The 9,049-nt window shown below is 63.0% G+C and carries 11 protein-coding genes; 7 read left to right on the forward strand and 4 right to left on the reverse strand.

The features are described 5' to 3' along the window. On the forward strand, window positions 1-854 hold an 854-nt coding region (locus B4E36_RS15490), incomplete at its 5' end, for a linear amide C-N hydrolase (RefSeq protein ID WP_345900547.1). A 318-nt stretch (window positions 855-1,172) separates the two neighbouring features. On the opposite strand, the gene B4E36_RS15495 is transcribed toward B4E36_RS15490, so the two are convergent. Beyond that, window positions 1,173-1,790, reverse strand: coding sequence for a TetR/AcrR family transcriptional regulator (locus B4E36_RS15495; RefSeq protein WP_292052683.1), 618 nt, complete (start codon window positions 1,788-1,790; stop codon window positions 1,173-1,175). An 87-nt stretch (window positions 1,791-1,877) separates the two neighbouring features. On the opposite strand from B4E36_RS15495, the gene B4E36_RS15500 reads away from it, so the two are divergent. After that, window positions 1,878-2,651 (forward strand): SDR family oxidoreductase, encoded by a 774-nt coding sequence (locus tag B4E36_RS15500; protein WP_345900548.1) that lies wholly within the window; start codon window positions 1,878-1,880, stop codon window positions 2,649-2,651. A 102-nt stretch (window positions 2,652-2,753) separates the two neighbouring features. Here the strand turns inward: B4E36_RS15500 and B4E36_RS15505 are convergent, their stop codons facing one another. Beyond that, complete coding sequence (locus B4E36_RS15505) at window positions 2,754-3,338, reverse strand: glutathione S-transferase N-terminal domain-containing protein (protein ID WP_292052688.1); 585 nt, start codon at window positions 3,336-3,338, stop codon at window positions 2,754-2,756. 129 nt (window positions 3,339-3,467) lie between these two features. Here B4E36_RS15505 and B4E36_RS15510 point away from each other — a divergent pair, with 129 nt between their 5' ends. Then, window positions 3,468-3,830 (forward strand): winged helix-turn-helix transcriptional regulator, encoded by a 363-nt coding sequence (locus B4E36_RS15510; protein WP_414673767.1) that lies wholly within the window; start codon window positions 3,468-3,470, stop codon window positions 3,828-3,830. Between the two features lie 152 nt (window positions 3,831-3,982). Here B4E36_RS15510 and B4E36_RS15515 read toward each other — a convergent pair whose 3' ends face one another. Beyond that, complete coding sequence (locus B4E36_RS15515) at window positions 3,983-4,909, reverse strand: AraC family transcriptional regulator (RefSeq protein WP_345900549.1); 927 nt, start codon at window positions 4,907-4,909, stop codon at window positions 3,983-3,985. A 121-nt stretch (window positions 4,910-5,030) separates the two neighbouring features. Between B4E36_RS15515 and B4E36_RS15520 the strand changes: the two genes are divergently transcribed. The 3 genes from B4E36_RS15520 to B4E36_RS15530 all read left to right on the forward strand — a co-directional run bounded on the left by B4E36_RS15520 (window position 5,031) and on the right by B4E36_RS15530 (window position 7,015). After that, complete coding sequence (locus B4E36_RS15520; RefSeq protein WP_345900550.1) at window positions 5,031-5,471, forward strand: SRPBCC family protein; 441 nt, start codon at window positions 5,031-5,033, stop codon at window positions 5,469-5,471. Between the two features lie 83 nt (window positions 5,472-5,554). Further along, window positions 5,555-6,508, forward strand: a complete 954-nt coding sequence (locus tag B4E36_RS15525; protein ID WP_345900551.1) for a zinc-binding alcohol dehydrogenase family protein — start codon at window positions 5,555-5,557, stop codon at window positions 6,506-6,508. A gap of 63 nt (window positions 6,509-6,571) precedes the next feature. Continuing rightward, window positions 6,572-7,015 (forward strand): hypothetical protein, encoded by a 444-nt coding sequence (locus B4E36_RS15530; RefSeq protein WP_292052700.1) that lies wholly within the window; start codon window positions 6,572-6,574, stop codon window positions 7,013-7,015. 88 nt (window positions 7,016-7,103) lie between these two features. Here the strand turns inward: B4E36_RS15530 and B4E36_RS15535 are convergent, their stop codons facing one another. Beyond that, complete coding sequence (locus B4E36_RS15535; RefSeq protein WP_292052702.1) at window positions 7,104-8,429, reverse strand: aspartate aminotransferase family protein; 1,326 nt, start codon at window positions 8,427-8,429, stop codon at window positions 7,104-7,106. 119 nt (window positions 8,430-8,548) lie between these two features. Here B4E36_RS15535 and B4E36_RS15540 point away from each other — a divergent pair. Then, on the forward strand, window positions 8,549-9,049 hold a 501-nt coding region (locus B4E36_RS15540; RefSeq protein WP_345900552.1), incomplete at its 3' end, for a cupin domain-containing protein.

Below are 9,049 nucleotides of genomic sequence, written 5' to 3' on the forward strand. Positions count from 1 at the left end.
TGCAGATAAACCGAGCCACCTCTAAATACGGAAGCATGATTGTCTCCGGTTATGACTTCTCCACCGTGGATGGCATGAACGAGGCCGGCCTGGTGGCCAACATGCTCTGGCTGGTGGCGTCCGAATACCCCAAGAATCACGGAACAACGCCCGAAATGTCGCTGTCGATCTGGGCGCAGTATTTCCTGGACAATTACGGCAGTGTTGCCGAAGCGGTGGCCGATATCGAAGCCAATCCTTTCGACGTGGTGACCGCCGACGTTCCCGATCAGCCCGGGCGCCTGGCGAAGGTGCATCTTTCGCTCTCGGACGCCAGCGGCGACAGCGCCATTCTGGAATGGCTGGATGGTGAACTGGTCATCCATCACGGCCCGCAATACCGCACCATGACGAACGATCCGCCATACGATCAGCAACTGGCGGTGAAAAGGTATTGGCAGGACGTCAATCCGCGTGAGGTGCTGCCCGGCACAACCCGTTCTTCCGATCGCTTTACCCGTGCTGACACCTATATCGACATGGTGGTTCAGTCGGATGACCCGCGTATCGCGGCGGCCGCCGCCATGAGCGTGGTCCGCAATGCTTCCGTTCCCTATGGCATCAACACGCCGGACGCGCCGAACCTGTCGACCACGCGCTGGAGGGTGGTCGCGGACCACAAGGACAAGCTGTTTTATGTCGAATCGGCGATTTCCCCGAACCTGTTCTGGGTCGATCTGAACAATCTGGATTTCTCGGCTGAAGCCGGGGTGCGGATGCTGGATCTGGGTGTTGACATGGTCACGCTGCAGTCAGGCGAAGTGTCGGCGGACTTCAAGCCCGCCGAACCTTTCCAGTTCGAACCGGTCAACTGAGACGTGCCGGCCACCGCATTCCCGTGTGGTGGCCGGATCATCCTGTTCTGTTCAAGAAGGTTTGCCCGCCCGCAGATCACGCTGAGGCCCATTGACGCTGACGATCTTGACATCGCTTACGATCGCCGTGACGCACGCAGACAGAACACGCGCGGGGAGTATAGCGATATTCCTTTATGTGCTTGCAGCCACAACAAGCCTCTGGCTGCTGACGGTACACGCAAGCCCCTATGCCGGCATCGAGACGATAGAGCCAAGCGGACTGTATCTGAATTTGACCTGACAGCGGACCGTATTTGGGCCCGCGTTCGCACCGCGTCAGGCGCCACGCTTTCCGGGCCATGCGGTGAGTGCGAGATCGATCAGCCGCTTCAGCCGCGCGTTGCAGGCGCCGTCGCAGGCTTGTGCGGACATGCCCTGAATGATCGCGCCATAGAAGCGCGCGAGCGTATCGGTGTCGGTCTGCGCCGGCAATTCGTCGTCCTCGACGGCCCGGTCAAAGCGGGTTTTGAGGGTCTTCATCGAGGCTTCCCGCAAGGCCGCGGTCATCTGCGCGACGGATGCGTTTTCTTCCGCATGCTGCAGAACGGCCGTCGAGACCATGCAGCCGCGCGGCTTGCCGGGCTGCGTGTCTCCATCAGCGATATCGTAGAGATACAGCCTCAGGGCATCGTAAGCCGGAAGAGGGGATTGCAGGATCTCCATCCGGCGGCCGCTTTCACGGGCGATGCCGAACGCGAGCGCCTGCCGGTACAGTTCCTCCTTTGAGCCGAACATGGAGTAGAGCGTCGGCGGATTGATGCCCATGGCCCTGGTGAGGTCGGCGGTCGAGGTGCCTTCATAGCCGCGTTCCCAGAACAGGCGAGCCGCGATGTCGAGGCCCACGTCGCGTTCGAGCGCGCGCGGTCTGCCCCGTTTGCGTGCCGGATTCGACATTAAATAGTGATCCCTATTAAATTGTTGACGACGGCATTCCCATAGTTATTATAGCGGTCACTATTTAATTTAGCAACGGAGTGACCCATGACCAAGAAACTGGAAAACAAGATAGCCCTCATCACCGGAAGTTCACGCGGCATCGGCCGGGCGGTTGCCCTTGCCGTGGCGAAGGAAGGCGCGGCGTTGATCGGCGTGCACTACACCGCCAATGCCGATGCGGCCAATGCCACGCTTCGCGACATCGAGGCGTTGGGCGTGAAGGCGGTTGGCGTCAAGGCCGACTTGCGAGAGGGCAAGGCGGCGGCCGACAGCCTTTGGGAACAGTTCGCCGAAGCGGCCCTTGCTGAGACGGGTTCCGCCGCTCTCGACATTCTGGTGAACAATGCCGGCATCGCGCCCGCTTTGCCATTGAAGCAGACGGACGAAGCCGTGTTCGACGCGGTCATGACCATCAACTACAAGGCGCCTTTCTTCCTGATCCAGGCCGTTGCCGACCATATTCGCGACAATGGCCGCATCATCAATGTGTCGACCGGGTTCACCCGGATCGCGGCGCCGACGCATCCGGCCTATGCGGCCTCCAAGGGGGCGTTGGAGACCTTGACGCTGGCGCTGGCGCCGGAATTTGCCACGCGCGGAATCACGGTCAATGCCGTGCTGCCGGGCGTGACGGAGACGGACATGAATGCCGAGTGGCTGGCATCGCCGGATGCGCGCGCCGGCGCGGAGGCCCTCTCGGTCTTCTCACGTGTAGGAAAGCCGGAGGACGTCGCCGACGTCATCGCCTTCCTGGCATCGAACGAGGCGCGGTGGACGACCGGGCAGATGATTGATGCGACAGGCGGCGCGCGGATCTGAGCGACCCCGCTACGCGGCCATGAGAGGTCCGCTCATGGCCGTTGCGAGCGCGCCGCACTCAAGATGCGCTCGCCGCAGCGGCGTTGTCGCAAAGCTGTCAGATCAACTCAATCCTTCCTCCTCAAGCGCCTGCATGACCGAGGGCATCGCCTTCATGCGGGTGAGGCAGTTCTGCAGATTTGCGGGCAGGTCAACGCCACTCCGTGGCGCGACCATCAGGACCCAGAAGAGATAGCAGTCGGCAATCGTCATCTCGGAACTGATCAGAAATGCCTTGTCGCCCATCTGATCGGCGAGAAGCGCGAAGGCCTTCCCGATCTTCTCCCGGGCGCGCTGCTTTTCCGGTTCGGGGAAATCCCTGAAGAACGGGGCGTAGGCGCCGTGGATTTCGCTGGACATGAAGGCGAGCGCCTCGAATGTCCGCCACCTGAGCAGGCGGTCTTCAGGCAGAAGCTTGCCGCTTTCCTCGGCGATATAGGTCAGGATGATCTGGTTCTCGGTCAGGACCGTGCCGTCGTCCATCTCAAGCGCCGGAATGTAGCCCTTCGGGTTGATCGTCAGAAAATCGCGACTGTCCCCGGTCCTTTTTTCGTGGTCGATGCTGACGAGCTGATAGGCAAGCCCGGCCTCGATGAGCGCGATGTGATCGGCCAGGCTGCAGGCGCCGGGATAATAAAACAGCTTCATATGTGGTCTCCTTGTCTGAACCCGGCCAGAGTCATTTTCCGGAACCAGGTCTGAATTGTTGACCACAGCCATTTATGGGACTTAAAAAGGGCCGTCAAAAGCATAAATTCCGGAGCAGGTCAGATGGATATGACCGTCAAGCCCGCCGGTGCCGATTGCCGCGCCGTCAGTGAGATCCTCAGCCGCATCGGCGACAAGTGGACGATCCAGGTGGTCGTCGCGCTTCGCCCGGGGCCACACCGGTTCAACGAAATCAAGCGGCGCGTTGGCGGCATTTCGCAGCAGATGCTGACCAGGACGCTCAAGACGCTGGAACGCGACGGCATGATCGAACGCAGCGTGCGCCACACCACGCCGCCGCAGGTCGCATACGCCCTGACGCCGCTCGGACATTCCCTGTCCGACACGGCAAAGCATCTCGCCGATTGGGCGGCGGCTCACCGTGGCGCGATTGCGGACAATCGCGTCCGTTACGACAACCGTAAGCCTTGATGCGTTCACCGTGGCAATAGGGCCGAAGCCCGGACGAACCATACCGGAACGCCTGCATTGGCCTGAGCATCTTCAGGGCAGGAAAGCGCCGTCATCCGCCGCTACGGGAAACTGACTGACCCGATCTGAGGCCCTGCCATGAGCTTGGCGCTTCAGAGGCGCGGCAATCCGCCGGTCTCCCGCAAGTAGCGGCGCGGCGGACAACCCATTTCACGTTTGAACGCTGCGGCGAAGGCGTATTCCGACGCATATCCCAGCGAGGCTGCGATTTCGGCGATACTGTCGCGGGTTTCGATCAGCCGTTCGCCCGCCAGCATCATGCGCCAGCGGGTGAGATAGGCGATCGGCGTCGCGCCGACCTTCCGCTTGAACCGCTGCGCAAAGACGGTGCGCGACATCCCGACCTCCCGGGCCAGCGTCTCCAGGGTCCAGGCACGCGCGGGCTCTCCGTGAATCGCGCGGATCGCCGGGCCGATATGCGGATCGGCGAGCGCGGCGAGCCAGCCGGTCTCGTCCGGACCCTGTTCCTCCACATGAAGACGCAGCGCCTGGACCAGCATCATGTGCGAAAGCTGTTGCGCCATCAGCGCCGATCCGGCGCGCGCCTCCCGCATCTCCTCCATCATCATCTCGATCAAGCACCGCAGCCGCGCCTGGCCGCCGGCGGCCTTTATTCGAATGAGCGGCGGCAGCGATCGCAGGAGCAGCGCGGCATGCCGTCCGCTGACCTCGAAGCGACTGCCGACCAGGTAGCACGCCCCGCCGCCATTGACGGAGATGACATTGCCGCTGTTGTCGGGGTCGAGCACCTCGCTTGCCGGACGCGGCGCAACATCTGGGCCGCTGGCGATGATGACGTCCCGCCCGCTCGGCAGCACGAAGCATTCGCCGGCGTCCAGCCGGATGGCTACCTCCGTCCCCTCCGCCTTCAGCCAGCAGCTACCGCGGATCACCGCGTAGCATTTGATCCGCCCGGCAAGGTCATCGAGTGAAAGCGCCCATTCGCCGCCGGCGTCGAATCCGGCGGTGATGTAGCTCCGGGGCTTCAGCAGTGACAGCAGGTCGGACAACGGGTCCATGGAAAATCCGAACGATCGCGTAAAAATCTGGCACCTTCTCACATAGATCGTATGGGCCAGCGTGTCTATCTGACAGTCTCGTTTCGCACGCCGACATGCATCATCGAAAGGGACAACACACATGACTGAGGTTTATGCGAGCGGCGTTATCGACGCCGATGCGGACACCGTCTGGGCCGGTTTGAGGGATTTCTCAGGCCCCGCGCGTTGGGTACGCAACATCGCGTCCAGCGATATTGAGGGCGAGCATGCTGTTGATCAGGTCGGCGCGGTCCGTCGTCTGGTATTTGAAAGCGGCCATGAATTGCGCGAACGCCTGATCGCGCTGTCGGACCACGAGCGATATTTCCGCTACGCCCTTCTGCCCCCGACATCGCTTCCGATCCATGACTATAACGGCAAGGTCCAGGTCCTGTCGGTTACGGATGGCAACCGCGCGCTGGTTTATTGGTGCGGCAACTTCACGATCCGTGAGGGCAATCCGGAAGAGGTCAAAGCCTGGGTCCAGGGCATCTACCAGCGCGACATCGAGGATATGCGGGCCTATTTCGCCGGATCCTGATCCTTACCCACAGAACAACGCCACCGAGACGGCATCTGCGCAAAGCCATTGGCCGTCTATGTCAAAGAACTGGAGAACGCACCATGAAAGCTGCGATCATCACATCGCCCGAGGCTGGCCCCCGCTACGTCGATTTCCGGGAGCCGGAAGCCGGTGACGGCGAAGCCGTCATTTCGGTAACCGCGGCGCCGATCAGCCCGATCGTGCGTGCCCGGGCCGCGATGAAACCCGTGTCGGATGACGGCTACGGTTTCGTGGCCGGCGTCGATGGGGTGGGGAGGGATGCGTCGGGCCGCCGCGTCTATTTTCTGTTTCCCAAGGCTCCCTTCGGCGCTCTGGCGGAGCGGACCCTTGTCCCGGCGGCGATGACCGTTCCCGTTCCGGATGGATTGAGCGACACGCGCGCCGCTGCCGTTGCAACCGCGGGGCTCGCATCCTGGGTTGCGCTGACCCGCCGCGTGCCGATCAGAGCTGGCCAGACAGTTCTGGTCACCGGCGCCAACGGCGCGGCCGGAAGCATGGCCCTGAAGATCGCGCGCCATCTCGGCGCGGGACGCACCATCGCGGTTGTCCGTTCCGCTGACAAACTGGATGGCCTTGCTGCCGACGCCGGCATCGCACTCGACGCGCGGGATGCAGACACGGCTCTGAAGACAGCGTTCGACGCCGGCGTCGACATCGTCCTCGATTTCGTCTGGGGAGCGGTGGCGGAGCGTGTTCTCGCCGCGGCCACGGCAGGGCGCGGTTCGCCCGCCGGCGAACCGGGGCGCACATACATGGTTCTCGGAACGCTCGGCGGCGCCACCGTGCCGCTTTCCGGATACGGACTGCAAAGCTCGGGGCTCGACATTCTCGGCTCGGGTATCGGCTCGGTTCCGGTACGCGACTATCTGGCAGGCGCCGGCGAACTGATGGCCGAGGCGCAAGAAGCCGGATGGACGCTGCCCTTCAAGGTCGTGCCTCTCGCGGATATCGCCAGCGTATGGAGACGGTCGGGCGAAGTGCGCTACATCCTCCATCCCGACGCAACGGGCTAAGGCCGCGCGAATTGCGATCCAATAACAGCGCGGACTTTCGTCCGGGCCAGGGAACCCGATGCATTGGTCGACGGATTGACACCGGTTCAGGGCAACGGTTCCAGCCGTGAGCTTTGCCCCGTAGCCCTTTCGGACCACGATGTCGTCGCCCTCGTCTGCATCGTTCGGCGGCTCGAACAGCCAGTACATGGGAACGCCGACCGCATTGCTGATCCGCTCCACCGTGCGCAGCGAAGGCTGGCTCAGGCCGCGCTCACCATGGATGGCCTGCCGCATCTGCATATGTCCGATGACGGACTGATGGTCGCGCTCGGCTACAATGGCCGCGGCATTGCCATGGCCACCGCGCTTGGAACGGCGCTTGGCCGCCATCTCGGCGCGGGCGCGCCGCTGGTGTTCCCCGTCACGCCCATCCGCCCGTTGTTCTGGCATGCGCTGCGCAAGCCGATCGTCAATATCGGCGTGCGCTGGTACTGGCTGAAGGATCGCCTCGGCTACGCATCGTGATTGGCGCTTGCAGGCCATCGGGCGGTTTTGTCGAAACGTCCGATGGCCTTGGTGCTCTTCCCGTTGGGGCGGGTTTTCTCCGTCCGCTTCAGTCTATCGTTTCGAGGACGCCGCGAAGGGTCTCAACCATCTGGCCAATCTGGTCTTCCTCCACGATCAGCGGCGGCGACAGGGCGATGATATCGCCGGTGACGCGGATCAAGAGCCCGGCCTCGAAGCATTTCACGAATGCCTCATAGGCGCGGGCGCCGACCGCGCCATCGCGTGACTGAAGCTCGATGCCCGCCATCAGGCCGAGATTTCGGATATCCTTGACGAAGGGCGCGGTTTTCAGCGAGTGGACGGTTTCCTCGAAGAGGTCCGCAAGCGAGGCGGCGCGCGTCAGCAGGCCGCGGCTTTCATAGACGTCGAGCGTCGCCATGCCGGCCGCGCATCCGAGCGGATGGCCGGAATAGGTGTAGCCGTGGAACAGTTCGATGCTGCCCTCGGGGCCGGTCATGAAGGCGTCGTGGATATGGTTCTGCGCAAACACCGCGCCCATGGGCACCGTGCCGTTGGTGAGACCCTTGGCGGTGGTGTAGAGGTCGGGCCTCACGCCGAAATAGTCGACCGCGAAGGGCGTTCCCAACCGGCCGAAACCGGTGATCACCTCATCGAAGATCAGCAGGATGCTGTGGCGGTCGCAGATTGCCCGGAGCCGCTCCAGATAGCCCTTCGGCGGGATCAGCACGCCTGTGGAGCCCGCGACCGGCTCGACGATCACCGCCGCGATCGTCTCGGCGCCATGCAGCGCCACGATCCGCTCCAGATCGTCGGCAAGGTCCGCGCCGGTTTCCGGCTGACCTTTCGTGAAGGCGTGGGCGGCGAGATCATGGGTGTGGGGGAGGTGGTCGACGCCGGTGAGCAGCGTGCCGAAATGGCGGCGGTTGCTGACGATCCCGCCGACCGAGATGCCGCCGAAGCCGACGCCGTGATAGCCGCGCTCGCGGCCGATCAGCCTTGTGCGCGAACCCTCGCCGCGGGCGCGGTGATAGGCGAGCGCGATCTTCAGCGCGGTGTCGACCGATTCCGAACCCGATCCGGTGAAGAATACGTGGTCGAAACCCTCCGGCGAAAGCGCCTTCAGCCGTTCGGCAAAGGCGAAGGCCGCGGGGTGGCCCAACTGGAAGGAGGGCGCATAATCCATCTCCTCGAGCTGGCGGGTCACCGCCGCAGCGATCTCGCGATGGCCATGGCCGGCATTGCAGCACCACAGCCCCGCGGTGCCATCGAGGATCTGGCGGCCGTCCTCGCTGCGGTAATACATCCCCTTGGCGCCGACCAGCATGCGCGGCGCTTCCTTGAACTGGCGGTTGGCGGTGAAGGGCATCCAGTAGGCGTCGAGCGCCCGGTTATTGCCGACATGTGCGTTCATGAGCGTTCTCCTTTTCAACAATTTACGCACCGTTTGCGAGCGGAGAAAAGTCTGTTTCTTTTCTGGTGCAGCTCATTGTTTTTGTTGAATTCGAAGGAGAGGTGTCTACAATCATAAACATGCAGAACACGGATACGCTTTCGATCGATGTCGGCATCAGGCTGCGCGCCATCCGCGAGGCCCATGGCTACTCGCAGCGGGAGCTGGCGCGCCGCGCCGGCGTCACCAATGGTTTTATCTCGCAGCTTGAATCGGCCCGGATCAATACCTCGCTCAGCGCCCTGAAGCGGGTGCTGGACGGCATCCCGATCGGGCTTTCGGACTTTTTCGCCTATGAGCCGGAGCGGCAGGACAAGGTATTCTATGCGGCCTCCGAACTCAGGGAGATCGGCAAGGGCCGCATCTCCTACAGACAGGTTGGCGGCAATCTGCTCGGCCATGATCTGCAGATGCTCTACGAGATCTATGAACCGGGCGCCGATACCGGCCGGGTGATGCTGAGCCACGAGGGCGAGGAGGCCGGCATCGTGATCGAGGGCCATCTGGAGCTGACCGTGGACGGCGAGCGCAAGATCCTCGGTCCCGGCGACGCGTACCTGTTCAAGAGCCGCAAACCCCAC

It is taken from the genome of Martelella sp. UBA3392, from assembly GCF_002358775.1.
GTDB lineage: Bacteria > Pseudomonadota > Alphaproteobacteria > Rhizobiales > Rhizobiaceae > Martelella > Martelella mediterranea.